We start from the raw sequence: 22,075 nt of genomic DNA, 5'->3' as shown, positions 1-22,075 counted from the left end.
GGCAGGCGGGCCGGCGCCCGGTCACCGCGACGCCCCGAGGGTCGAGAGCGCCCCGTCGAACTCGGTCAGGAAGCGCTCGGCGTCCCGGTGGCCGAAGACCAGCGGCGGCCGGACCTTGAGCACGTTGCCGTCCCGGCCGGACGCGCTGATCAGGACCCGTCGCCGCCGCAGCTCGTTGACCAGGAACGCGGCGGCGCCCGCGTCCGGCGTCCGGCCCGCCCGGTCCCGCACCAGCTCCACGGCGGCGAAGAGGCCGGCTCCGCGGACCTCACCGACCCGCTCGTCGTCCGCCGTGAGCCGCCGCAGCTCGTCGAGGAGGTGCCGGCCGACCTCGGCCGCGTGCGGGACCAGGGCCCGGTCCTCGATCTCGTCCAGCACGGCGGCGGCCGCCGCGGTGCAGACCGGGTTCCCGCCGAAGGTGTTGAAGTAGCGCACGTCCCGCCCGAAGCGGTCGAACAGGGCCGGCCGGCCGACCACGGCCGAGATCGGCAGGCCGTTGCCCATCGGCTTGCCGAGGACCACCAGGTCGGGGGCGACGTCGTGGCGGGGGAACCCCCACCACCCGGTGCCCAGCCGGCCGAACCCCGGCTGGACCTCGTCGGCGACGTACACGCCGCCGTGCCGGTGCACCACGTCGACGGCCGCGCGCAGCCAGCCGGCGGGGTCGAGCTGCAGACCGTCGCTGGACAGGCAGGAGTCGACCAGCAGCCCGGCCAGGGCCACGCCCCGCTGCCGCAGGGTCTCGACGCCCTCGGCGACCCGGGCGGCGAAGGCCTGCTCCACCTCCGCGGGGTCCTCCCGGAGCTGGTCGGGGGCGTCGACGAGGACGACGTCCCCGGAGATCGGGTTGTTCGGGCCGAGGCTGGGGGAGACGGCGGCCGCCGCCCGGGTCGTGCCGTGGTAGGCGTGGCGCGTCACGAGCCAGCCGGCGGCGCCGGTGCCGTACTCGGCGATCCGCATCGCCAGGTCGACCGCCTCGCTGCCGCTGCAGCAGAAGACGACCTGCTGCAGGTGCGGGGGGAACAGGGCGGTCAGGCGCTCGGCGTAGTCGACGACCTCGTGGGTCAGGTAGCGGGTGTGCGTGTTGAGCCGGCCGAGCTGGTCGGCCACCGCCCGCTGCACGCGCGGGTTGGAGTGCCCCACGGCCGGCACGTTGTTGTAGACGTCGAGGTGGTCGCGTCCCGCGGCGTCGAAGAGCAGCACGCCCTCGCCCCGCACCGCCTCCAGGGGCTCGTCGTAGAAGAGCCGGTAGGGCGCGCCGAGCACGCGCTCGCGTCGTTCCAGCAGCGCCGCGGCCGAGGGCGGGAGGGGACTCCGGGCGGCGGCGGGGTCGTAGCTGTTGGCCATGTGCATGCGCTGCGACGTCACGGTCCCTCCGGGATTGCGCCGGCCGGCGCGCCACGAGCAGGATCGGGCACCAGTGTGGGGGGCTCGACCGGCAGGGGGCCGTGGGCGTGGTCGTGGGCGAGCCCTCCCCGGAGCCGCCGGGCGGGCGGGTCCTCGACCTCGGCGTCGAGCAGGTGCGGGCCCTCGTCGCCGAGCGCTACGGGTGGCGGCCCCGGCGGATCGAGCCGGTCGAGGGGGAGCTGGCCACCATCTGCCGCCTGGAGGACGACGCCGGCCGCGGCTTCGCGGTCAAGGTCACCCGGGACGAGGCGGAGGAGCGCCCGGCGCTCGAGTGGCGCACCGCCGTGATGACCCGCCTGGCCGGCGAGGGGCAGCCCGTGCCCGGCGTCCTCCCCGACCGCAGCGGGTCGGCCGTGTCCGGAGCCGACGCCGGCGGGATCCCCGTCCTGGTGGTGGTGGAGGAGTGGCTGACCGGTCTCCCGCTGCACGCGGCCGAGGTGGACCGGGACCTGCTGCGCGCGGTCGGCGGGACCGCCGCCCGGCTCTCCGCGGCCCTCGCCACCGCGCCTCCGCCGCCACCGGGCCTGACCCACGTGTGGGAGGCCTCCCGCGGACGGCGGACCATCCTGCAGGCGCTGCCCGACGTCCGGGACCCGGTGGTCCGGGAGCTCGCCGCCGCGGCCGCCGAGGGGTTCGCCGCCGACGTGGCGCCGCACCTCGCCGGGCTGCCGCGCACCGTCGTGCACCAGGACCTGCACGACGCCAACCTCCTCGTCGGGCGGGTCGGCGGGCGCCCCCGGGTGATCGGGGTCCTCGACTTCGGCGACATGCTGCTGGGGCTGCGGGTGGCCGAGCTGGCGGTGGCAGCCGGCTACGCCGCCCGGCTCACCGCCGATCCGCTGCGGGGGCTGCTCGACGTGGTCGCCGGCTGGGGCCGGGAGGCGTCGCTGGACGACGCGGAGGCGCAGGTCCTCCTCCCGCTGGCCCGGACGCGGCTGGCGGTCAACGCCGCGGTGTGGGCCGCCCGCTCGTCGGGGACGCGGGCCGTCTACGCGGCCGCCCGGTCCGCGCGCTCGGTGCCCGCCCTCCGGGCACTGCTGGCCGCCGACCGGGACGCCGTGGCCGCCGAGGTGCGCCGGCTCACCCGCGGCTGACCCCGCCCGCCGGCCGGTCGGCGGGCAGGCGGGCGGGGCCATCAGAGCACCTTGCTGAGGAACGAGCGGGTGCGCTCGTGCTGCGGCCGGCCCAGCACGTCGGCGGGCGTGCCCTCCTCGACGACGACCCCGCCGTCCAGGAAGACGACCGTGTCCCCGACCTCGCGGGCGAAGCCGATCTCGTGCGTGACCACGACCATCGTCATCCCGCCGTCGGCCAGGCGGCGCATCACGTCGAGCACCTCGCCGACCAGCTCGGGGTCGAGGGCCGAGGTGGGCTCGTCGAAGAGCATGAGCTTGGGCTGCATGGCGAGTGCCCGGGCGATCGCGACCCGCTGCTGCTGGCCGCCGGACAGCTGGACGGGGTAGGCCTGGGCCTTGTCCGCCAGCCCGACCTGGGCCAGCAGCTCCCGCGCCCGTTCCCGGGCCTCGGCCCTCGGCTGTCCCAGCACCCGGGTGGGCGCCTCGATGACGTTCTGCACCACCGTCATGTGGGGGAAGAGGTTGAACCGCTGGAACACCATGCCGACGTTGCGGCGCTGCTGGGCCACCTCGCGCTTGGGCAGCTCGTAGACCTTGTCGCCCTTGACCCGGTAACCGACCAGCTCCCCGTCGATCCGGACGGTCCCGGCGTCGACCCGCTCGAGGTGGTTGAGGCAGCGCAGCAGGGTGGACTTGCCCGACCCGGAGGGGCCCAGCAGGCAGGTGACCTCGCCGGGGCGCACCCGCAGGTCGACGCCCCTGAGGACCTCCAGGGACCCGTAGGACTTGTGGATGCCCAGCGCCTCCACCACCAGCCGCTCACCTCCGGACACGGTGGCGGCCTCCGCGGCAGACCCGGTCGTCATCAGCGCGCGTCCCTCTCCTCGGACGGGGGCACCGGCGCGGGGACCGCGCCGGCCGCCTGGTTGCGTCCCGGCCGCAGGTCCGTCGCGATCCGCCGCAGCAGCGAGGACCGGCCGCGGGCGTGCGTGCTGCCCCGCAGGAAGCGGCGCTCGAGCAGCGCCTGGCCGGCGCTGGCGATCGTCGTGAGGACCAGGTACCAGATGCTGGCGACGATGAGCATCTCCAGGCGGGTGAAGTCGGTGGCGCCCACGGCCTGGGCCTGGGTGAGCAGGTCGCCGGCACCGATGACCGCGACCAGCGAGGTCGTCTTCAGCAGCGTCACCAGCTCGTTGCCCGTCGGCGGGATGATCACCTTCATCGCCTGCGGCAGGACGATCCGCCGCAGCACCAGGCCGCTGGTCATCCCGAGCGCCTCGGCGGCCTCCCGCTGGCCGCCGTCCACGGCGAGGATCCCGCCGCGGACGATCTCGGACATGTAGGCGGCCTCGTTGAGGGTCAGCGCCAGCAGCGCCGCCGTGAACGGGGTGATCAGGTCGTTGGTCGAGACGCTCGCGCTGCCGAACCCCAGCCGCGGGAAGAACAGCGCCAGGTTGAACCAGATGAGGATCTGCACGAGCACCGGGGTGCCGCGGAACAGCCACACGAAGGCGGCGCTGATGCTCCTCAGCAGCAGGTTGTCCGACAGCCGGAGCACCGCGACGAGCACGCCGCCGAGGACGCCCAGGACCATGCTGGCCACGGTGAGCCAGATCGTGGTCACCAGGCCGTCGAGGATGGCGTCGAAGAAGATCCGGGACCCGATGACGTCCCACTGGATCGTCTCGTTCGTCGCCACGGCGCGGACCAGCAGGACCAGCAGCCCCAGGCAGACGACGGCGGCCACCCACTGCCCGTAGTGGCGGACCGGGACGGCCTTCAGCGTGCCGGGGTCGGGAGGAGCCGCCGCGGTGCGCGACGGGGTGGACGCGGTCACTGCGTGCCGGCGTTGATCGTGGCCTCGTCGACCGCGCCGGACTCCAGCCCGTGGGACTCCAGGATCTCGGTGTAGGTCCCGTCCTCGATCAGGGACTGCAGCGCGGCCTGCCAGGCGTCGCGCAGCTCGGTGTCCTCCTTGTCGAAGACGTAGCCGAGCGGGCTCGGGAACAGGGTCTCGGAGTTGGCCACCTCGAAGGCGTTGCCGCCGGCGATCTGGGCGGCGTTGTAGCGGCCGACCGGCTCCTGGGTGAAGCTGGCCGTCGCCCGCCCGCTCTGCACCTGCAGCAGCGCGTCCTGGTCGGTCGGCAGGGACGTGATCTGGATCGGGTCGGCGGCGCACTGCTCGCCGTTGAACTGGTTGAGCAGGGACTCCTGCGCCGAGGACACCAGCACCGAGACCGGCTGGCCGCAGAGGTCCTCGACCGCCTCGATGCCCTCCGGGTTGCCCGAGGCGACCACGATCGCCTGGCCGGCCAGGAAGTAGTCGACGAAGTCGTAGTTCGCCTGCCGCTCGGTGGTGTCGGTGACCGCGGCGGCGACCACGTCGAACCGGTCGCCGTCCAGCGCCGGCAGCAGCCCGTCGAAGGCGGTGTTGGTGAGCGTGTACTCGACGCCCAGCCGGCCGGTGATCGCGTCGAGCAGGTCCGGGTCGAGCCCGATGATCGTCTGGCCGTCCTCGTCGAGGTACTCGTAGGGCGGGTACAGGGCCTCGGTGCCGACCTCGAGCGTGCCGGCGTCCCGGACGTCGGCCGGGAGCATGGCGTTGAGCTCCTGGTCGGCCTCCACCGCGGCCGCGGCCTCGCCGCCGGCCGTGGACGCGGCCGCCCCGGTCTCCTCGCCCTCCCCGTCGGACGCGCCGCCGCACGCGGCGGTGAGTGCCGCGACGGCCACGAGCAGGGCCGCACCGCGGACGGGGCGGGACGTCAGTGACTTGCGGCGCGCGGACATCGGATCTCCTGGGGTCGGGTTCGCTGGGGTGTGCTCTGGGGTGGATCCTGCGGACTCCCCGCCCGGAAGGGCAGGTCGCGCGGGGGAACGCGACAGGACCGTGACCTGGTCGCGGTCCCGGGCCGGCGGTCGGGTGGCCATCAGGGCGTCCCCGCCGCGGCGGCCAGCGCGCCGGCGTCGACCTCGACCACCGAGGGCCCGTCGGCGTCCAGGGCCCGCACCACCGCGGCGACCGCGTCCTCCACCGAGCGGGCGGACACGCCCCGCGCGCCCACGGCCCGGCCGACCGCGGCGAAGTCCGGGGTGTGCAGGTCCACGGCGAACGGGGGGATGCCGGCCCGGCGCATGCCGTCGCGGATCTCGGTGTAGCCGTGGTCGTTGACGACGACGACGGGCAGGGGCAGCCGCTGCTCGACCGCCGTGGCCAGCTCGGCGAGCGAGAACATCAGCGCGCCGTCCCCGACCAGGGCGACCACCGGCCGTCCCGGGGCACCGACCCCGGCCCCGATGGCCGCGGGCAGGCCGTAGCCGAGGGTCGCGTAGACGGTGGGGTAGAGCAGCTGCGCCGGCGCGGACACCGGCCAGAAGTGCGCCGTCCCGTAGTAGGTGACCTGGGAGCTGTCCCCGGCCACGATCGTCTCCGGCGGGAGGGCGGCGGCCAGCGCCCGGTTGAGCCCGGCCCAGGGTCCCGCCTCGGGCGCGGCGGCTCCCGCGCAGTCCTCGCGGGCCCGCTGCGCCCGCGCCGGACCGTCCCGGCGGGGCGGGGCGTCGGGAGCCAGCAGCTCGGCGAGGCGGGGGAGGACGGTCGCCGCGTCGCCGTGCAGGCCGACGGTGGGGGTCAGCCGCTTGGACAGCTGACCGGCCTCGACGTCCACCCGGATGGTCGTGCCCGGCAGGTCCGGCGCCCAGCCCCACACCTCGGCGTCGGACAGGGCCGTCCCGACGACGAGCACCACGTCGGCGTCGGTCAGCAGCCGCTGCGCGGGCGCCAGCCGCACCGAGGCCCCCACCGACAGGGGGTGCCGCTCGGGCAGTACGCCCTTGCCGTTCACGGTCGTGACCACCGGCGCGCCCAGCAGCTCCGCGAGCGCGCGGACGCCGTCCGCGGCGGCGACCGCGCCGCGGCCGACCAGCAGCGCGGGTCGCTCGGCCCCGGCCAGCCGGCCGGCGGCGAGGGCGAGGTCGCCGGCGTCGGGGCCGGGGTGCGCGGGGGCGGTCAGCGGTCCGGGGTCCTCGCCGTCCCAGGCTCCGGTGAGGACGTCGAGCGGGACCTCGAGGAAGTGCGGGCGCTGCCGGTGGGTGCGCCAGTGCGCGAAGCTCTCGTGGACGGCGGCGGCCGCCTCCTCCGGGCTGGAGGCGCGCACCGCCCGCTCGGCCACCGCGGCCATGTGTCCTCGCTGGTCGCGCATCTCGTGCAGCTCACCGACGTCGGCGCCCTCGAGACCGCGCGGGGGGCCGGGCGCGACCACCAGCAGCGGCACGGAGTCCGCGTGGGCGGTGCCCACCGGGGCGGCGACGTTGTTGACCGCCGGCCCGCTGGTGACGAGGCAGACGCCGGGCCGGCCGGTGGTGCGGGCGTAGCCGTCGGCGGCGTAGCCGGCGCCCTGCTCGGACCGCGTGGTGACGTGGCGCAGGCCGCGCGCGGCCAGCGCCCGGTACAGCTCGAGGCTGTGGGTGCCGGGGATGCCGAAGACGTCGGTGACCCCCTCGGAGACGAGGGCGTCGACGACGGCCGAGCCCCCGTTGCGCACCGCGGTCATGCCCGGACCGGCTCCGCCGGCGGCCGGCACGGTGCTGCGTCGACGGGGCCTCGCGACCGGTTCACGGGTGGACCTCCTGACGACGCGGACCGGCGCGCCGGCCGGTGTGTCGTGGGCGACACGGCTGGTGGCGGACAAGGTAGGTGCGGGGTGGGCCGGCGCCTAGTGCCGATCTGTACCGTCCGCGCCGCGCCGGTGGATTATCCGTCCACGACCGGTGGTCACGTCCCGGGCTGTGCCGGGCCGCCGGCCGTCCCGGACGCCGGCTCGTCCGGGAGGGGCGGGCGGATGACGAAGTCGTCGTGGACGTCGAGGTGCGGCGCCCCGGCCATCGCCTCGCAGGCCTCGTGCAGCTCGAGGACGGAGGCCGGGGTGAGGGGGAGGGGGTGCTCGTCGGGCTGGTGGGTCGTGCCCAGCGGGTAGAGCTCGCCCGGTGTCCTGGTCATCTCGACGTGGGCGCCGAGGACGACGGAGACCTCCTCCCGCCGGACGAGGTCCGCGAGCCGGGCGGCGCTGCGCCGGAAGGCCGGCCAGTCCCGCACGGTGAGCAGGCCTGGGTAGAGCGTGTCGCCGGTGAACAGGGCCCGGGTCCCGGAGTCGTGCACGGCGATGTGCGTCGGCTCGTGCCCCGGGATCGGCAGGACGGTCACCCGCCGCCCGCCGAGGTCGAGCGAGGCCTCCCCGTCCGGCCAGTCGGTGAGGCCGAAGAACCCGGTCACCGCCGGCAGCGTCGGCGCCACCACGGAGGTCCGCGGCCGCCCGGTGAACTGGTCGTCGCCGGACACGTGGTCGCCGTGGGCGTGGGTGTGGGCGACGACGAGGTCCGGCTCGGGGACGCCGCGCTCGGCCGACCAGCGGGTGAGGAGCTCGTCCACGGTGCGGCGCAGCGGCAGCGTCCGGTCGCGCGCGCCGGCGTCGGGCCGGGCACCGGTGTCCAGCAGGAGGGCCCGGTCACGGCCGAGCAGGAGGAAGAGGAAGTTGGCCTCGAAGCTGTAGCACTTGCTCAGCCGCAGGACGAACGTGTCGCGGTCCAGGCGGTGGACCTGGATCAGCGGGTCGCTCGTGTCCGAGCAGTCCGCCGCGCCGTGGATCCACGCGACGGACTCGAGCAGTGTGGTCACCTGACCCCCAGCGTTGCTCCGGCGTTGCCGGTGCATCCTCCCCGGCTGCCGCGGGCTCCGCGCCGCGAGTCGTGTCCGGCCTCGACGTCGGAGGTGTGCGCGGGGTCACAGCCACCGGGTCGCCGGCGGGGGCGGCGTCCGGAAGCGCCCCCGCCCGGGAGCTGTTGCACGGGACACCCGCCCCGGGCACCCCACGCTGCCGCTGCCGGACCCGGGCGGGGACCATGAGCGCCCGCGCCTGCCCACGAGGAGCCCCGTGACCGCGACCATCGCGCCCGCCACCTCTGCCGTCGTCGGCGACGAGCGCACCCTCTCGCCCGCCGAGTACGAGACGTGGGCGGCCGAGGTCCGCCGGCTGGCCGAGGAGCGCGGCGCGGTGATCCTGGCGCACAACTACCAGGTGCCCGAGATCCAGGACGTCGCCCACGTCACCGGGGACTCGCTGTACCTGTCGCGGGTCGCGGCGCAGACCGACGCCCGCGAGATCGTCTTCTGCGGCGTCCACTTCATGGCCGAGACGGCGAAGATCCTCTCGCCGGACAAGACCGTGCTGCTGCCCGACCACGCCGCCGGGTGCTCGCTGGCCGACTCGATCACCGCCGAGCAGCTGCGCGAGTGGAAGGCGCAGCACCCGGGCGCCGTCGTCGTCAGCTACGTCAACACCACCGCCGCGGTCAAGGCCGAGACCGACGTCTGCTGCACGTCGTCGAACGCCGCCGACGTCGTGCGGTCCATCCCGGCCGACCGGGAGATCCTCTTCTGCCCCGACCAGTTCCTGGGGGCGCACGTCAAGCGCGTGACCGGGCGCGAGGGCATCCACGTGTGGGCGGGGGAGTGCCACGTGCACGCCGGCATCAGCCCCGCCGACGTCCGCGCGCAGATGGCCGCGCACCCGGACGCGGAGATCCTCGTGCACCCCGAGTGCGGCTGCACCACCTCGGTGCTCGACCTGGTCAGCTACGGCGACCTGCCGGCCGACCGGACCCGCGTGCTGTCCACCGGCGGGATGGTCGAGGCCGCGGCGCGGACGTCGTCCGGTCAGGTGCTGGTGGCCACCGAGGTCGGCATCCTGCACCAGCTGCGGGCCCTCAACAGCGGGACGGCGTTCATCCCGATGAACGAGCGCGCCGCCTGCCGCTACATGAAGATGATCACCCCGGCCAAGCTGCTGCGGACGCTGCGCACCGGCGAGGGTGCCGTCGACGTCGACCCGCAGACCGCCGCCCGCGCCCGCCGGGCCGTCGAGGCGATGATCGCCATCGGCGAGCCCGGCCGCGGCGGCGAGTGAAGGACCCTCCTGCCCCCCACCACTCGCTCCGCTCGCGGCGGGCCCCTGCAGGCGGGCCGTTCCAGCACGTCACGACGCTGAGGGCGGGCCCTGGGGCCCGCCCTCAGCGCAGGACGTCGGCGGAGATGTCGGCGACGATCGCGCGGAACGTGCGGGTGTCCACCTCGTCGTCGGCGGTGACCCGGACGATGTCGGAGACCTGCTGCCGCGACGTGGGGCGCACGGCCGCGGCCCGCGCCGCGGCGATCAGGTGCAGCTGCTGGACCCGGGCGGTGTCGCTCGAGTCCCGGACCGGGGAGAGTCGCTCGCGCATGCCGCGACGCTAGGCAGCGACGCCGTCCGGCCGCGGCACGCGGGCGCGTGTCCGGGCCGGACGTGGACCCGTCCGTCACACCCGCCCCTCCAGGCGGTCAGGACACCGCCAGCGGCGCACCGGCGCGGTCGAGCCAGGTCTCCAGCCGGGCGGCCGGCAGCGGTGCGGAGTGCAGGTGGCCCTGGGTCTCGTCGCAGCCCAGCCCGGCCAGGTGGAGGAGGGTCGGCTCGTCCTCGACCCCCTCGGCGACCACCCGCAGCCCCAGCCGGTGCGCCAGCGTGATCGTGCTGGCCACGATGGCCTCCGTCCGGCCGTCGGTGCGCAGGTCGGCGGTGAAGGACCGGTCGAGCTTGAGCTCGGCGACCGGGAGGTCGCGCAGGTAGGACAGCGACGAGTAGCCGGTGCCGAAGTCGTCGATGCTCACGGTCACGCCCAGGTCGGCCAGCCGGCCGACCACGGCCAGGCTGCGCTCCGGGTCGCTGAGCAGCACGCTCTCGGTGATCTCCAGGACCAGCCGGTCGGCCGGCAGTTGCGCGTCGCGCAGCAGGTCGGCCACCCGCCAGGGCAGGTCCACGTCGAGCAGGTTGCTCGCCGACAGGTTCGCCGACATCCGCAGGTCCCGTCCGGCGCGGCGCCAGGCCGCCGCCTGGGTGACCGCCTGGCGCAGCACCTCGTCGGTGAGCGCGCGCATGAGGCCGTGCACCTCGGCCAGCGGGAGGAACTCGGCGGGGGACAGCAGTCCCCGCACGGGGTGCGCCCAGCGCACGAGCGCCTCCACCCCGACGGTCCGGCCCGTGGCGACGTCGACCTGCGGCTGGTGGTGCAGCACCAGCCGGCCGGTCCCGAGGCCGCTGCGCAGCTCCTCGACCAGCGCCAGCCTGCCGCGGTCGTCGCCGTGCTGGGCGGCGTCGTAGACCGCCGCCCCGCCGCCGGTGCGCTTGGCGGAGTACATCGCGGCGTCGGCCTGCCGCAGCAGCTCGGTGGTGGTCGTGCGCCCCGCCCCGTCCGGGCCGCCGTCGTCCGTGCCAGGCCGGAAGGCCACGCCGACGCTGGCGGCCGCGTGCACCGACATGCCGCCCACCTCGAACGGCTCGTCGAGCTGCCGGGCGAGGCGGCGGCCCAGGGCGGCGCAGTCCTCGGTGGTGGCGCCGGGGTCGAGCAGCGCGACGACGGCGAACTCGTCGCCGCCCAGCCGGCCCAGGACGTCGCCGGTGCGCAGCTGCGGGGTGAGCCGCCCGGCGACCAGCCGCAGCAGGTCGTCGCCGGCGGCGTGTCCCAGGCCGTCGTTGACCTCCTTGAACTTGTCCAGGTCCAGCAGGGCGAGGGCCACCGGCAGCTGCTCGCCGCCCAGTTCCTCGACCCGGCGCAGCACCGCACGGCGGTTGGCCAGCCCGGTGAGCTCGTCGGTGAGCGCCTCGCGCCGGCTGACCGCCAGCTGGGCGAGCTCGCGCACGTTCATCAGCAGCCGCACGCCGGCGCCGGTGACGGCCAGCGCCGCACAGCAGCCGGCGACGGTGGGGCCGCGCTCGAGGAGGAGGACCACCGTCGAGGCCGCGATCACGACGAAGGAACCGATCGTCGACGCCGCGGGGTCAGCGGGGCGCGGCGTGGCGCGGGTGGGCGAGAGCGCCGCCGCCAGGCCGACGAGGGCGGCGCCGGCGGGTTCGGCCGCCGTCGTCCAGCCGGCCGTCCCGCCGTCGGTGAGCAGCGTCCCCAGGTCCCCGGTCAGGGTCACGGTGACGGCGGCGGCGACCAGCCACGGCCGCGGGTCGTGCTGCAGGGAGGCGAGGGCCGTCACGGAGAGGACGGTGCCGAGCAGCACCACCCCGGTGGCCACCTGGGCCAGCAGCGCCTGCACCTCCCACCACGGCCCGGCGGTCAGCGGGGAGCCGGACCGGACGAGGACGACGTTCAGCACGGCCACCACGGCGAGCACCCCCGCGACGCCGTTGAGGACGTCGTTCGGGTCGGCCAGGTGACCGCTCGAGCGGTTCCACCGCACCAGCCCACTGTGGAGGAGCGGGAAGGCGAGGACCGGCGCCCAGGCGACCGGGACACCCGCGAGGGAGGCGGTCGCCCCGGACAGCCCCAGCACGGCCCCGGTCACCACCGCGACGGAGAAGACGACCGAGCCGAGGGCCAGCCGGCTCCAGACCACCCGCTCGTGCAGCTGCCGCCGGGCCCGCCACACGAGCAGCCCGCAGAAGGCGGCCTGCAGGCCCAGGCCGCCGAGCAGACCGGCCGCACCGGGGCCCGGCGCACCGGGGACGACGGAGCGCTGCACGACCACCGTGACGACGGCGGCCAGCGGCACGGGGAGGGCCACGAGGAGCACCCACCGCGGGAGGCCGGGCAGGAGCCGGGCGCGGGCAGGACCGGACATGCCAGGGGAATCGGACGCCGCCGTGCCGGTGTGGAGCCGACTCACTCCAAGGGGGCGGCTCAGATCCGGGTGAACAGGTAGACCGACACCGCGACGCCGAAGGTCACGATGAGGACCCGCAGCGGCGTCGCCGGGATGCGGGTGGCCACCCGTGCGCCGAGGAACCCGCCGACCAGGCTGGCCGGCGCGGCGACGGCGACGACCGTCCAGGCGACGGGGCCGAACAGGCCGAAGACGACGACGGTGACCGTCGCCGTGACCGCGGAGAACGCCGACTTCAGCGCGTTGGCCAGCGACAGCCGGTGCAGCGCGGTGCCGAGCACGCCGACGAGGATGACGCCCAGCGCCCCGCCGAAGTAGCCGCCGTAGACCGTGGCGAGGAAGAGCGCGAGGTAGAGCCACCAGGGGTCGCGGGCGGCGGTGTCCTCGCGGCCGCGCAGCCGGCGGGTGAGCAGCGGCTGCAGCGCCAGCAGCAGGCTGGCCAGCAGCACCAGCACGGGGACGACGACGTCGAAGGCCTCCGACGGCGTCGTCAGGAGCAGCACGCTGCCCGCGACGCCGCCGAGCACCGACACCACGCCGAGCCGGACCAGCCGCCCGCGCTGGCCGGCGTACTCGCGGCGGAAGCCGAGCATGCCGCCGAGGTAGCCCGGCCACTGCGCCACCGAGTTGGTCACGTTGGCCGGCACGGTGCCCAGCCCGAGCGCGACCAGCGTGGGGAAGAGGATCAGCGAGCCGCCGCCGGCGATGGAGTTGACCGCGCCGGCACCGAGGGCGACCGCGGCGGCGACGAGCAGGTCGGCGGCGGACACGAGCGGGCAGCCTACGGTGACCGCATGCGCCTCCCCGCCCCGGCGACCTGGCTGGCCACCGCCCTCGGCTCGTCCGGCGTGCTGCACCTGGTGCGGCCGCGGACCTTCCAGCCGCTGGTGCCCCCCGAGCTCGGCGACGCCCGCGCCTGGGTGCTCGACACCGGGGTGGCGGAGATCGTCACCGCCGCGCTGCTGGCCGCGCCGGCGACCCGGCGGGCCGGCGGCTGGTCGGCCGCCGGACTGCTCACGGGCTTCGTGCCGGCCCACCTGCAGCAGTTCCGGCTGGCGGGACGGCGGCCGGTGCCGCTGGCGATCGCCGCCGTCCGGCTGCCGCTGCAGGCGCCGCTGGTCGCCGCGGCGCTGCGGGTGGCCCGGGGACGCTGATGGCCGACGTCGTCCTGGTGCACGGCGCCTGGCACGGCTCGTGGAGCTGGCGCCGGGTCGTGCCGCTGCTGTGGGCGGCCGGGCACCGCGTCGTGACGGTGACCCTGACCGGCCTGGGCGAGCGGGCGCACCAGCTGTCCCCGGCGGTCACGCTCGGCACGCACGTCGACGACGTCGTCACCGCGGTGCGGGCCGAGGAGTGCCGGGGCGCGGTCCTGGTCGGGCACAGCTACGGCGGCGTGGTGGTCACCGGTGCCGCCGACCGGCTGGGCGAGGAGGTCGGTGCGCTGGTCTACGTCGACGGCGTCGTCCCGCTGCCGGGGGAGTCGTGGTCCACCCGCAACCCGCCGGAGGTGCAGGCGGCCCGGCGCGCGGCGATCGAGGACACCGGCGTCCTGCCGGCACCGCCGCCGGCCGCCTTCGGCCTCACCGGCGCGGACGCCGACTGGGTGGCGCGCCGGCAGACGCCGCAGCCGGGCGGGGTCTACGACGACCCGGTCTCCTTCGACCTCGAGCGGTGGCTCGCGCGCCCGCGCACCTACGTCGACTGCACCAGCCCGGCGCTGGCGACCGTCGGGCCGGCCAAGCAGCTGGTCGGCTCGCAGCCGGGGTGGGAGGTCGTGCGGCTGGAGACCGGGCACGACCCGATGGTCAGCGCGCCGGCCGAGCTGGCCGGGGTGCTGCTGCGGGTCGCCGCGCGCTGACCGGCGCGGGCAGACTCGGCGTCCATGACCGAGTCCGAGCAGCCCTACGAGCCCCTGCCCGACGACTGGCGGCGCGCCCTGGTGATCGCCGCGCACCCCGACGACATCGAGTACGGGCCCGCGGCGGCCGTCGCCGTGTGGACCGCCGCCGGCCGCGACGTCCGCTACGTGCTGGCCACCAGCGGGGAGGCCGGCATCGCCGGGCTGCCGCCGGAGGCCGCCGGGCCGGTGCGCGAGGAGGAGGAGCGGCGGTCGGCCGCCGCGGTGGGGGTGTCGGTGGTCGAGTTCCTCGGCCACCCCGACGGGCGGCTGAGCGAGGGGCTGGACCTGCGCCGCGCGCTGGCCGCGGCGATCCGGCGGCACCGGCCCGAGCTGGTCGTGACGATGTACTTCGGCGAGACGTGGACGCCGCCGGGCGCGGCGCCGGCCTACTGGAACAGCGCCGACCACCGGGCGCTGGGCCGCTCGGTCCTCGACGCCGTCGGCGACGCGGCCAACGAGTGGATCTTCCCCGAGCTGGCCGACCCGGAGCCGTGGCAGGGCGTGCGGTGGATCGCCGTCGCGACGCCGCTGGGGGTGACGCACGTCGTCGACGTGGAGGACGTCGTCGAGCAGGCGGTGGCCTCGCTGGTGGAGCACCGGCGCTACCTGGCCGCGCTGTCGGACGACTCGGTCGAGGAGCAGGCGCGCCGGCAGGTGGAGATGGCGACGGCGGCCTCGCCGCGCTCGGGCGGGCGGCGGGTGGCCGGCTTCGCGCTCTACGCCGGCTGAGCCGCGAGCCGCGGGGACGCGGCGCCGAAGGGGCTCGGCGCCGCGTCCCCGCGGCAGGGGCCGTCAGGGGTTGAAGCTGACGTGCACGTGGTCCATGTGGTTGGCCGTGGCCGACCCGCGGTCCTCCATCGCCTGCCACCCCGAGCCGCCGATCATGTAGATCCGCTGCTCCCAGATGACGTAGTCGACGTTGAACCGCGCGGCGTTGTCGATCACGTACTGGGCGACGGCGTCGCCCTTGCCGCTGTCGCTGTAGACCATGAAGTCGGCGGCGAGCTCCTGCGTGGGGGAGTGGCCGGGACGCGTGTAGACGGTGGACACCGAGTGGGTCTGCGCGACCTCGGCGACGACCGGGCGCACGTGCGGCGCCCAGGCGCTGTAGGCGGTCGAGGTGGAGGTCGGCGCGCCCGTGAGGTTGGTCGAGACGGCGGGTGCGGCGGCGGGGGCCGCCGCCGGTGCCGCCGCGGGGGCCGCCGCCGGTGCGGGGGCCGGCGCTTCAGCCGTGGCCGAGTTGCCGGACCAGCGGTCCGAGTCCCCCCGGCCCCAGCCCGGGTCGGCCTGGGCGACCGACTGGCCGGCGAAGGCGAACGCGACGGCGAAGGCGCCGACCGCCGCCGTCCGGCGGACGACCGTCCCTCGCGGACGGGAGGCGGGGACGATCTGCTGGTCGGGCGCGGTGTGGTGCTGGGTGTTCCAGAGCATGGCGAAGAGAACTCCTGACGACGGTTTTCGCCGGGTGCCGCCGTCTGCTCAGCGGGCACGCGTGGCACGGCACGGGGCCGGGGTGTGGACGGCCGGGACCACCGCCTGGCGCGGGCCCGCTGCACCGCGGGACGACGCGTTCAGGCCGGCTGGTCCCGGCTCGGCGCCTGCACGGCGCCGGAGGACAGGGGCACGCGGCGACTACGCCGACCCGAGTGCACGGGTGCCGGTCGGCGTCCCTGTCCGAGGGTGTGTGAGGGGCGCGGGGCGGGCCCGTGGGCGCACCCCGCGGCGGCTCTCCGTTCTCCCATGGCCGCCTACCGGGTCAGCTGACGGGTTCGGGCGGGGATTCGCCCTACCCGCTCCCGGGACGTGCCCGGGAGGCGGGACTCACCCCACTGGTGCGGTTGGGTCCCCGGTTCGCACCCACGCGGGGTGGGCTGCGACTCGGCGGCATCCGGTGCGGTTCCCCCGGGTGGGGGAGGTGACGGCCGTCCGGACGCAGCGACCGTAAGGGCGTTATGAACCTGTGACAACGTGGGACCGTCACACTCGGCGCGTTGGCCGGTTGCGGTGCGCGTGTCGTCACCCGGATCGGCGTGTCGCCCGGATGGGGGCCGTCTCGTGCGATCCGGAGGGCTCGGGGGTGGCAGTGCGCCGGCGCGGCCGCGGAGGTGCCTAGACTCCGGGTACGACGGACGAGTCGGCCGGGCGGTCGCGTCGGCGGGGGAGACCCCGTCGCCGAGGAACGTCCGGGCTCCACAGGGCAGGGTGGTCGCCAACAGCGACCCGGGGTGACCCGCGGGACAGTGCCACAGAGAACAGACCGCCAGCGGTCCGCCGTTGGTCAGGGTGAAACGGTGGTGTAAGAGACCACCAGCGCACCGGGTGACCGGTGCGGCTCGGTAAACCCCACCCGGAGCAAGGTCGAGAAGGGACGGCGGCCAGGCCGCCGTCCTGCGCAGGCGTTCGAGGGCTGCCCGCCCGAGCCTGCGGGTGGACCGCTCGAGCCCGCCGGCAACGGCGGGCCTAGATGGATGACCGCCCATCGGGAGGCCGCGAGGCGCCCGAGGACAGAACCCGGCGTACAGGCCGACTCGTCCGTCGTCCGCCCCTGACCTGCGCTTTCGCGCAGGCGGGGGCTCAGCTGTCCTCAATGAGTCCTCAGCAGTCCTCAGCACCGAGTCGACCGCGGCCCTCGTCCGGTCGTCCGAGTCGGGCCACAGGTGGCTGTAGGTGTCGAGCGTCTCGGCGGCGCTCGCGTGCCCCAGCCGCGCCTGCACGGTCTTCACCGACTCGCCGTGCCGGATGAGCAGGCTCGCGTAGAAGTGCCGCAGCGCGTGGAACGTGACCGTCTGCGGTAGTCCGGCGGCGTTCACCGCCGGTCGCCAGACGCGGGCGGAGAACGCGGTCCGGCGGATGGGCGCCCCGAGCTCGGTGGTGAACACCAGCGCCTCGGCGGGGTGGATGTTCAGGTGCGCGCCGAGGGCGTCGACAACGACCTGGGGGAGCGGGATCGTTCGGATCGAGGCCTGGGTTTTCGGCGCGGCCAGGTAGGGCGGCCGGCCGGGCAGGGTGATCAGCTGCCGGTCGACGGTCAGCTGTCGGCGCAGGAAGTCGATCCGGTTGATGCCGAGGCCGAAGGCCTCACCCTGCCGGAGTCCGGTGCCGGCGGCGAGGATCACCAGGGCGCGGTAGCGATCCGGCATCGCCTCGGTGAGGGTCTGGACCGCGTCGACGGACAGTGGCTCGATCCGCTCCCTCGGGTTCTTCGGCAGCTTCGTCCCGAGGCACGGAGAGGCGACGATGCGGCGATCGCGGACGGCGGCCTTGAAGACCGCGGCGAGGATCCGGTGGACGACGCCCACCGTGCTGGGCGCCAGGGCGCCGGACAGTCGCTTCACGAGGCTCTGGACATCGCTCGGGAGCACCGAGGCGAGCTGGCGGTCGCCGAGCACCGGATAGACGTGCAGCCGCAGCATCGTCTCGACGTGCGCGGCCGTGGTGGGCCGGTGGACTTGGCTCGTCCGCCACTGTTCGGCGTAGTCCCGGACCGTCTGGCGGCCGGCGTTCGGGTCCACGAACTGCCCGGTGACGAGTGCTGCGGTGACCTCGTCCAGCCAGCGCTGAGCGTCGACCTTGCGCGTGAAGGTCCGGGTCTTCTGCGCGCTGTTGGGAGCCGGCCGGTAGCGCGCCCGCCACGTCCCGTTGGGGCGCTTGTCGACGCTGGCCATCAGTGACCTCCGGTGCGCGTGCCGACACCACTGCGGTTCGGGAGTCCGCTCCCGGCGGCGGCGACCTTCGACTGCCACCAACGATCGCATTCGGCTTCGTCGTAGAGAACGCGACGGCCGACGCGGATGCCGGCGGGGCCGATGCCGAGGTGGCGCCAGTACCGGACGGTCGAGGGGCTGGTGCGGAAACGCTCGGCCACCTCCGAGGTGGTCAGCAAGCGGACGTTCATGGTTCCTCCTGTGGCAGCGGCGGTGGGGTACGGACAGCGGTCCGTCACCGTGAGAAGGCGCCAAGACGAGGCGATTGGTGACAGCCGGGGCGGGGTGACCTTGAAAGCCTCGTGGAGCCGTACGTCACCCCGGTGTCACCCCTACGGCCATCGAGGCGATGACCGCAGTCCGCCCCCGCGTCGGTGCACGGCGCGCATGGCGTCGTCCAGCGCCGCGGCGAGGGCGGCCAGGTGCCTGTCGTAGACCGTGCCCTGCTCGAGCTGGACGGTGAGCTGCCGCAGCAGGTCCACCCAGGCGACCTGGCGAGGCGTCGGATGTGCTGCTGGCGCCGCGGCCGCGACGGTCACCACGCGTTCGACGATCTCAACCGCGCTGCGTCCGGAAGCGGCGGCCCGGTGCTGCTCCCAGGCCCGGTGCCGGCAGGTGGCCGAGCACCACTTCGGGATCGGTCCCCGTGACCGCGGGGTGATGCTCCCGTGGCACCACCCGCAAGTCGTGGCCGCTGCCCGGCGCGCCGCAGGCTTTGAGTTGTCCTTGGCCGGTGCGCCGTCGAGCGCTTGTCGCTGCGGTGTGGACCGCTCCCGTGGCTGACGGCGCCGACGTTCGCGCTCACGCTGGAGCGCGCGGTAATCGCTGCTCCCCTTGCTGCCCATGGGTCTGAGGGTGCGAGGTGACGTTCGTGAACCTGTCACCACGAATTCCGTGGCGTCCGCGATGCACCAGGTGTGTGGCTCATGATCTTGGTCTGTCTCCAGTAGCGACCGGGAGCAGGATGGCCGGGTGGAGCAGAGCACCAGGATCGACGTCGAGGCCCCGGTCGAGCGGGTCTGGGAGGTGCTGCGCGAGGTCGAGCGGTGGCCGGAGTGGGCGCCGACGGTGACTTCGGTGCGACGCTTGGACGACGGGCCGCTGGCTGTCGGATCCCGAGTCCGGGTGGAGCAGCCCCGGATCCCTCCGACCGAGTACGTGGTGACAGAGCTCGAGCCGAGTCGCTCGTTCACCTGGGTGGCGACCGGCCCGGGCGTCCGTACCACCGCTCGGCACCTGCTCGAGGAACTCGCCGCGGGCAGTACGCGTGTGACGCTGGCTGTGGAGCAGGCCGGACCCGTGGGCGTGGTGATGGGACGGTTCTATCGCCGCCTGACTAATCACTACTTGACCGTCGAGGCCGAGGGGATCAAGGTCAGGAGCGAAAGACAGGTGTGAAGTCCGGCTAGGCGCGAGTTGGCCGCGAAGGCCTCGATGCCGGCCGGGATGAGCGCCGCTGGTGACACCGCCGGTGGGCGCTCCTTCAGCTGTCGCACCCGCTCGGCGAGCTCGGGGGCGCGGGCGAGCAGATCAGCGATTGGGCCGGGCAGCCCGCCAGCCACCTCGGGGCTGGCGAAGCCGGACTCGGACCACAGCAGCGGCGTGCCGTCGGCCGCTACCATCGCCCACCCGCGGGGTTCGGTGTCCCCGGGCCAGGACCCGTCGTCCTCGTCTGCGAGCGCGCCCAAGGGTACGCGGTCGATCAGCTCGGACAGTGCGATACGCCGCTATGTCCACGGCGTCGGCGGCAGCGGCGACGGCGCAAGCTCACCGCGCAACTCCTGCGCGGTCGCCGAGGTGATGAGCTCCTCCTCGCGGGCACGGTCGACGGCCTGTAGCAGCCGTTCACTCATCACCTGCCCGCGGCAGGCGCGCAGTGCCGCCAGCACCGTCATCGCCGAGATGCCCTCGATGTCGGTGACGTCCTCATCGGGCAGGTCGCGGAACAGCACCTGCACCCACGGCGCCGGAGCAGGAGGGGACGGGCGCCCGGGGACGACCACCCGCAGCCGCTGCGGTCGCGCCAGCGCGGTCAAGTCATGCAGCGCCAGCACCGCGTCTTCGGCGAGCACCGCACCGTGGCCGGCCAGCGCAACCGCCTCGGCGTACTCGGTCAACGAGGTTGGCCCGACGTCGACCAGCCGGTACACGTCACCGGCGACGTGCTCAAGCACTCCCTGCTGCACCAGGCCAGCCAGCTCGGCCGCGGACACACCGGCCGCGGCCGCGCGCGTGACGACGCCGTGGTGGTCGACGGCGTAGCGGCGCAACGCGTAGATCACCATGCCCAAGAACCTACGAGCAGCTACCGACAACACGGTGCCCGCGCCCTCGTTATCGGCGCCGTCCCCTCGGGTGGACCTGTTGGCCGGTGGCTCGCGCGTTCTCGGGTGGATGACGATCAGCCCGGGCGTCCGATCCCGTCCCGCTCGACGTCCAGGACGGCTTCGGCGCGGGCCTCGAGACCGCCGAAGAAGGCGTCGACGGCCAGCATCTCGCGGTGCACCGCGGCGACGTCGATGGCGGTCGAGGTGAAGGCCGCCCGCAGCCGGACGATGGCCCGCTCGGCGGCGCCGATGTCGGTCGCGGTGTCGGGCCACAGGTTCCACACCGTCCAGCTGAGTTCGGCCCACTTGGCGAAAACGTCGCCGGTGACGCTCTCCACGTCGGTGTCGGCCAGCGGTTGGAGGGCGGCGGCGAGCAGCGGCAGCGCGTGCCACAGGTACTCCTGCCACGCGTCGAGGAACCGGTAGACGATCGTCATCGCCCACGGGTAGCCCTCGGCCATCCGCGCGTAGGACAGGGCGGCGTTCTGCCGGGCGCCGTCGCGTTGGTCGAGCCGGCTCTGCGGTCCACTCCAGTGCAACCGCACCGGCCGGGCCTCCACCGGTGTGGGCACCACCAGCTCGGGATCGAGGGGCACGGTCGGACGGTAGGAGATGCCTCCGACAGCGGCCTAGACGAGTAAGTCCTATCGGCCGGGAAGGTCGAAGGGCGCTGTAGTCGCGGGCGGAGGGTGCTCACGCTCGGGTTGTGAGTACCGACCTTAACACCCTCCTGACCGCACTGTATTTCTGGATCGATGACCATCTGACTGGTTGTGTGCGCGCCGGACGCCGCCCGCGGTTGACCGACTCCGAGCTGCTCACCCTGGCCACCGCCCAGGTGCTGCTCGGATTGCACTCCGGGGCCCGCTGGCTGCGCCTGGTGCCCGCCGCGCTGCCCGGCGCTTTCCGCATCTGCCCGGGCAGTCGGGCTACAACAAGCGGCTGCACGCAGCGCTGCCGTTGCTGCAGCGCCTTTGAACCGCCCCGGGATTGATGGAGGCTTTCCAACCCCCCCGAAGGATGGAAGTCATGGCGGCACCGCGGAAGTACCCCGACGAGCTGCGTGAGCGGGCGATCCGCTTCGCGCTCGATCTGGTGCAGGGGCCGGAGAAGCTGAGCGTCAACGCTGCGTGCAAGCGGGTCGGTGAGCAGCTGGGGTCGTGCCGGACTCGCTGCGCAACTGGGTGCAGCAGGCGCGCATCGACGCCGGCAGCGCGCCGGGCCTGACGAGTGATGAGCGGGCGACTTCATGCGCAACGTCTTGGCCCGCGTTCCGAAGGGCAACGCCGAGATGGTCGCCGCGGCGATCCGCACGATCTTTGCCCAGCCCGACGCCGAGCACGTGCGCTCCCAGCTCGACGTCATCGCCGGCATGCTCGGCCGCCAGTTCCCGCAGGTCGAGGCCATGCTCCGGGACGCGTCTGAGGACCTGCTGGCCTTCACCGCCTTCCCCGTCGCGCACTGGAAGAAGATCTGGTCGACCAATTCGCTGGAGCGGCTGAATAAGGAGATCAATCGGCGCACCGACGTCGTCGGGGTCTTTCCCAACCCCGAAGCGCTGCTGCGGCTGGCCGGTGCCGTGCTGGTCGAGGCCCACGACGAATGGCAGGTCTCCGACCGCCGCTACCTCTCCGAAGGCTCCATGGCCCTGCTCAACCGACCTGACCCGACCAAGGAGGTGGCGCAGCCGGCACTAATCGCGTCATAGTCACCCCACCGCTGACCACACGGTGAGGACCACTTCCACCACTCAGCGGGACGTCACCCCGGTCGGCGGAGGTAGTGACGGGGCGGGTGTACTTCATCCGTCTGCAGCCCCTTCCTCGGCCAGAGTGCGGTCGGGCCGTTCGGCCTTGTCCTCGGGCAGGGCCGGTAGCGCCCGGTGGAGCGGGATGGGCGCCGAAGTCCGCGATCACCAGCGCGGCGATGCGGTTGAGCAGGACGCATGGGCGGCCGTGTCGATGAGG

The 22,075-nt window shown here is 74.7% G+C and carries 20 protein-coding genes, 1 other RNA gene, 3 pseudogenes and 1 riboswitch; of the genes and pseudogenes, 9 read left to right on the top strand and 15 right to left on the bottom strand.

The annotated features are described in order from the left end of the window. Positions 1–21 precede the first annotated feature (21 nt). Positions 22–1,368, bottom strand: a complete 1,347-nt coding sequence (locus tag JOD57_RS04460) for an aspartate aminotransferase family protein (protein WP_204690788.1) — start codon at positions 1,366–1,368, stop codon at positions 22–24. Between the two features lie 80 nt (positions 1,369–1,448). Here JOD57_RS04460 and JOD57_RS04455 point away from each other — a divergent pair, with 80 nt between their 5' ends. Beyond that, positions 1,449–2,501, top strand: a complete 1,053-nt coding sequence (locus tag JOD57_RS04455) for a phosphotransferase (RefSeq protein ID WP_204690787.1) — start codon at positions 1,449–1,451, stop codon at positions 2,499–2,501. Between the two features lie 41 nt (positions 2,502–2,542). On the opposite strand, the gene JOD57_RS04450 is transcribed toward JOD57_RS04455, so the two are convergent. The 5 genes from JOD57_RS04450 to JOD57_RS04430 all read right to left on the bottom strand — a co-directional run bounded on the left by JOD57_RS04450 (position 2,543) and on the right by JOD57_RS04430 (position 8,151). After that, the gene (locus JOD57_RS04450) at positions 2,543–3,349 is read right to left on the bottom strand and encodes an amino acid ABC transporter ATP-binding protein (protein ID WP_239568151.1); all 807 of its coding nucleotides are present in this window, start codon (positions 3,347–3,349) and stop codon (positions 2,543–2,545) included. Continuing rightward, positions 3,349–4,320, bottom strand: a complete 972-nt coding sequence (locus JOD57_RS04445; RefSeq protein WP_204690786.1) for an amino acid ABC transporter permease — start codon at positions 4,318–4,320, stop codon at positions 3,349–3,351. Before JOD57_RS04445 ends, JOD57_RS04450 begins: the two co-directional genes overlap by 1 nt. Next, positions 4,317–5,270 (bottom strand): ABC transporter substrate-binding protein, encoded by a 954-nt coding sequence (locus tag JOD57_RS04440; protein WP_204690785.1) that lies wholly within the window; start codon positions 5,268–5,270, stop codon positions 4,317–4,319. The genes JOD57_RS04445 and JOD57_RS04440 overlap by 4 nt, the downstream gene beginning before the upstream one ends. A 140-nt stretch (positions 5,271–5,410) precedes the next feature. Continuing rightward, positions 5,411–7,030 carry a thiamine pyrophosphate-binding protein gene (locus JOD57_RS04435; RefSeq protein WP_204690784.1) on the bottom strand — a complete coding sequence of 540 codons (1,620 nt, stop codon included), beginning with the start codon at positions 7,028–7,030 and terminating at the stop codon, positions 5,411–5,413. A gap of 221 nt (positions 7,031–7,251) precedes the next feature. Further along, complete coding sequence (locus JOD57_RS04430) at positions 7,252–8,151, bottom strand: MBL fold metallo-hydrolase (RefSeq protein ID WP_204690783.1); 900 nt, start codon at positions 8,149–8,151, stop codon at positions 7,252–7,254. Between the two features lie 256 nt (positions 8,152–8,407). On the opposite strand from JOD57_RS04430, the gene nadA reads away from it, so the two are divergent. After that, a complete protein-coding gene (nadA, locus tag JOD57_RS04425) occupies positions 8,408–9,439 on the top strand; it encodes a quinolinate synthase NadA (protein WP_204690782.1) in 1,032 nt (343 codons plus the stop codon). A gap of 103 nt (positions 9,440–9,542) precedes the next feature. Here the strand turns inward: nadA and JOD57_RS04420 are convergent, their stop codons facing one another. From JOD57_RS04420 to JOD57_RS04410, 3 genes are all read right to left on the bottom strand, one after another. Further along, complete coding sequence (locus JOD57_RS04420) at positions 9,543–9,752, bottom strand: hypothetical protein (protein WP_204690781.1); 210 nt, start codon at positions 9,750–9,752, stop codon at positions 9,543–9,545. A gap of 97 nt (positions 9,753–9,849) precedes the next feature. Then, a complete protein-coding gene (locus JOD57_RS04415; protein ID WP_204690780.1) occupies positions 9,850–12,135 on the bottom strand; it encodes a putative bifunctional diguanylate cyclase/phosphodiesterase in 2,286 nt (761 codons plus the stop codon). 59 nt (positions 12,136–12,194) lie between these two features. Continuing rightward, positions 12,195–12,947: a sulfite exporter TauE/SafE family protein gene (locus JOD57_RS04410; RefSeq protein WP_204690779.1), complete on the bottom strand. Its 753-nt coding sequence runs from the start codon at positions 12,945–12,947 to the stop codon at positions 12,195–12,197. A gap of 24 nt (positions 12,948–12,971) precedes the next feature. Here JOD57_RS04410 and JOD57_RS04405 point away from each other — a divergent pair, with 24 nt between their 5' ends. From JOD57_RS04405 to JOD57_RS04395, 3 genes are read left to right on the top strand one after another with little or no spacing between them, the layout of a single operon-like run. After that, positions 12,972–13,331: a DoxX family protein gene (locus JOD57_RS04405; RefSeq protein WP_204690778.1), complete on the top strand. Its 360-nt coding sequence runs from the start codon at positions 12,972–12,974 to the stop codon at positions 13,329–13,331. Next, a complete protein-coding gene (locus JOD57_RS04400; RefSeq protein WP_204690777.1) occupies positions 13,331–14,035 on the top strand; it encodes an alpha/beta fold hydrolase in 705 nt (234 codons plus the stop codon). Before JOD57_RS04405 ends, JOD57_RS04400 begins: the two co-directional genes overlap by 1 nt. 24 nt (positions 14,036–14,059) lie before the next feature. Continuing rightward, on the top strand, positions 14,060–14,806 hold the full coding sequence (locus tag JOD57_RS04395) for a PIG-L deacetylase family protein (protein ID WP_204690776.1): 747 nt from the start codon (positions 14,060–14,062) through the stop codon (positions 14,804–14,806). A 63-nt stretch (positions 14,807–14,869) separates the two neighbouring features. Here the strand turns inward: JOD57_RS04395 and JOD57_RS04390 are convergent, their stop codons facing one another. Continuing rightward, positions 14,870–15,508 carry a VldE C-terminal domain-containing protein gene (locus JOD57_RS04390; protein WP_204690775.1) on the bottom strand — a complete coding sequence of 213 codons (639 nt, stop codon included), beginning with the start codon at positions 15,506–15,508 and terminating at the stop codon, positions 14,870–14,872. A 299-nt stretch (positions 15,509–15,807) separates the two neighbouring features. After that, a riboswitch (cyclic di-AMP (ydaO/yuaA leader) is annotated at positions 15,808–15,971 on the bottom strand. A 236-nt stretch (positions 15,972–16,207) separates the two neighbouring features. Between JOD57_RS04390 and rnpB the strand changes: the two genes are divergently transcribed. After that, positions 16,208–16,612, top strand: an RNA gene (rnpB, locus tag JOD57_RS04385) — RNase P RNA component class A. Positions 16,613–16,791: 179 nt separating this feature from the next. On the opposite strand, the pseudogene JOD57_RS27210 reads toward rnpB, so the two are convergent. The 3 genes and pseudogenes from JOD57_RS27210 to JOD57_RS04370 form a co-directional block, all read right to left on the bottom strand. Continuing rightward, a pseudogene (locus JOD57_RS27210) lies at positions 16,792–17,742 on the bottom strand (site-specific integrase); the annotation flags it as partial. Next, positions 17,742–17,972: a helix-turn-helix transcriptional regulator gene (locus tag JOD57_RS04375; RefSeq protein WP_204690774.1), complete on the bottom strand. Its 231-nt coding sequence runs from the start codon at positions 17,970–17,972 to the stop codon at positions 17,742–17,744. The gene JOD57_RS04375 and the pseudogene JOD57_RS27210, both read right to left, overlap by 1 nt. Before the next feature lie 141 nt (positions 17,973–18,113). Then, a complete protein-coding gene (locus JOD57_RS04370) occupies positions 18,114–18,263 on the bottom strand; it encodes a hypothetical protein (RefSeq protein WP_204690773.1) in 150 nt (49 codons plus the stop codon). Positions 18,264–18,753: 490 nt separating this feature from the next. Here JOD57_RS04370 and JOD57_RS04365 point away from each other — a divergent pair, with 490 nt between their 5' ends. After that, the gene (locus JOD57_RS04365) at positions 18,754–19,179 is read left to right on the top strand and encodes an SRPBCC family protein (RefSeq protein ID WP_204690772.1); all 426 of its coding nucleotides are present in this window, start codon (positions 18,754–18,756) and stop codon (positions 19,177–19,179) included. A gap of 329 nt (positions 19,180–19,508) precedes the next feature. Here the strand turns inward: JOD57_RS04365 and JOD57_RS04360 are convergent, their stop codons facing one another. Together JOD57_RS04360 and JOD57_RS04355 are read right to left on the bottom strand one after the other, a co-directional pair. Further along, a complete protein-coding gene (locus JOD57_RS04360; RefSeq protein ID WP_204690771.1) occupies positions 19,509–20,066 on the bottom strand; it encodes a hypothetical protein in 558 nt (185 codons plus the stop codon). A 116-nt stretch (positions 20,067–20,182) separates the two neighbouring features. Continuing rightward, complete coding sequence (locus tag JOD57_RS04355; protein WP_307824450.1) at positions 20,183–20,704, bottom strand: hypothetical protein; 522 nt, start codon at positions 20,702–20,704, stop codon at positions 20,183–20,185. Between the two features lie 110 nt (positions 20,705–20,814). Between JOD57_RS04355 and JOD57_RS04350 the strand changes: the two are divergent. Together JOD57_RS04350 and JOD57_RS04345 are read left to right on the top strand one after the other, a co-directional pair. After that, positions 20,815–21,083, top strand: a pseudogene (locus JOD57_RS04350) (IS982 family transposase); the annotation flags it as partial. Between the two features lie 271 nt (positions 21,084–21,354). Continuing rightward, a pseudogene (locus JOD57_RS04345) lies at positions 21,355–21,816 on the top strand (transposase); the annotation flags it as partial. Positions 21,817–22,075: the final 259 nt, after the last annotated feature.

The organism is Geodermatophilus bullaregiensis (genome assembly GCF_016907675.1).
Classification (GTDB): Bacteria; Actinomycetota; Actinomycetes; order Mycobacteriales; family Geodermatophilaceae; genus Geodermatophilus; species Geodermatophilus bullaregiensis.
Note: the sequence above shows the minus strand (reverse complement) of the source record. Positions and strands in the feature narration are given on the sequence as shown.

What these genes read in the sequence shown, in the direction of transcription:
- JOD57_RS04450 (WP_239568151.1), bottom strand. Translation starts at nt 3,349, where the DNA reads ATGACGACCGGGTCTGCCGCGGAGGCCGCCACCGTGTCCGGAGGTGAG.
- JOD57_RS04440 (WP_204690785.1), bottom strand. Translation starts at nt 5,270, where the DNA reads ATGTCCGCGCGCCGCAAGTCACTGACGTCCCGCCCCGTCCGCGGTGCG.
- JOD57_RS04435 (WP_204690784.1), bottom strand. Translation starts at nt 7,030, where the DNA reads ATGACCGCGGTGCGCAACGGGGGCTCGGCCGTCGTCGACGCCCTCGTC.
- JOD57_RS04420 (WP_204690781.1), bottom strand. Translation starts at nt 9,752, where the DNA reads ATGCGCGAGCGACTCTCCCCGGTCCGGGACTCGAGCGACACCGCCCGG.
- JOD57_RS04415 (WP_204690780.1), bottom strand. Translation starts at nt 12,135, where the DNA reads ATGTCCGGTCCTGCCCGCGCCCGGCTCCTGCCCGGCCTCCCGCGGTGG.
- JOD57_RS04405 (WP_204690778.1), top strand. Translation starts at nt 12,972, where the DNA reads ATGCGCCTCCCCGCCCCGGCGACCTGGCTGGCCACCGCCCTCGGCTCG.
- JOD57_RS04400 (WP_204690777.1), top strand. Translation starts at nt 13,331, where the DNA reads ATGGCCGACGTCGTCCTGGTGCACGGCGCCTGGCACGGCTCGTGGAGC.
- JOD57_RS04395 (WP_204690776.1), top strand. Translation starts at nt 14,060, where the DNA reads ATGACCGAGTCCGAGCAGCCCTACGAGCCCCTGCCCGACGACTGGCGG.
- JOD57_RS04390 (WP_204690775.1), bottom strand. Translation starts at nt 15,508, where the DNA reads ATGCTCTGGAACACCCAGCACCACACCGCGCCCGACCAGCAGATCGTC.
- JOD57_RS04375 (WP_204690774.1), bottom strand. Translation starts at nt 17,972, where the DNA reads ATGAACGTCCGCTTGCTGACCACCTCGGAGGTGGCCGAGCGTTTCCGC.
- JOD57_RS04360 (WP_204690771.1), bottom strand. Translation starts at nt 20,066, where the DNA reads ATGGTGATCTACGCGTTGCGCCGCTACGCCGTCGACCACCACGGCGTC.